The organism is Citrobacter sp. NCU1, from assembly GCF_010231475.1.
Taxonomy (GTDB): Bacteria; Pseudomonadota; Gammaproteobacteria; order Enterobacterales; family Enterobacteriaceae; genus Citrobacter_D.
In genome coordinates, this window is the sequence record NZ_NRDO01000085.1 from 1 (window position 1) to 1211 (window position 1211).

Consider the following 1211-nt stretch of genomic DNA (forward strand, 5'->3'; position numbering starts at 1 on the left):
CGGCAAAAAATGGCAATGCAGAGTGTTTCATGGGTCCTCGTTATCAGGTCAACAGGGGTTGCAGCTGGGCCAAAAAATTGCTTCTACGGGGGACATCTCCAGACTATCATCAAAGCTATTTTTATCGCTCAGAGGAAGCAATCAGGCACTGTTGCAAAGATCGCAGCGCTGATAAACGTTGCTACCATTTCCCCCGTGGCGCTAATCATGAACGTATTCAAAGGCCGGCATTTCAGTCGTGACATTATCCTGTGGGCGGTACGCTAGTACTGTAAATACGGCATCAGTTACCGTGAGTTACAGGAGATGCTGGCTGAACGCGGTGTCAGCGTCGACCACACCACGCTTTACCGCAGGGTTCAGCGCTATACCCCTGAAATGGAAAAACGTCTCCGTTGGTACTGGCGTCAGTCTTCCGGCTTTTGCTCCTGGCATCTGGATGAAACATATATCAAAGTGAACGGCAGGTGGGCTTACCTGTACCGCGCAGTCGACAGCAGAGGCTGTACCATTGATTTTTATCTCTCTCCACGCCGCAACAGTAAAGCCGCTTACCGCTTTATGGAAAAGCTCCTGAATAATACCAAGCGCTGGCAAATTCCACGGCTGATTAATACCGATAAAGCCCCCACATACGGGCGGGCACTGGCGTTGCTGAAACGCGAAGGGAAATGTCCGCCGGATGTGAAGCACCGGCAGATAAAGTACCGGAACAACGTGATTGAGTGTGATCACGGTAAGCTGAAACGGATAATCAATACCACACTGGATTTAAATCGATGAAAACGGCATACGCCACGATAAAAGGTATCGAAGTCATGCGAGCCCTGCGTAAAGGGCAGGCTGAATCATTTTACTTTGACTATCTTCTGGGCGAGATGCACCCGGTGAGCAAAGTGTTTAAAATTTAAGCTTTTCAGCAACATCAAAGGCTTCATTATTACAATCTTTGCAACAGTGCCCTACAAGCTTTATTGTCGGTTCACACTGGTGCTGTAGATTCACATTAAAGTTGCATACTTAATGTAGAAAATGACACTAAAGTTGTATGCTTATTTTCGTATTGTATTGATTATAATACATTATTCAGGTGCTTTATACTGGGCAGTGACCGGGGAGTTGCGCTAATTACCAACTTTTGAAGTGATGCGGGCGCTGCACAAAGGTCAGACTGAGTCATTATATTACGGCTATCATCTGGGTGAAGTTCG

General features: G+C 46.9%; 1 pseudogene. It reads left to right on the top strand.

Annotated features, from left to right (window positions below):
• Window positions 1-207: 207 nt before the first annotated feature.
• Window positions 208-911, top strand: a pseudogene (locus tag CJP72_RS22015) (IS6 family transposase).
• The last annotated feature ends 300 nt before the right edge of the window (window positions 912-1211 follow it).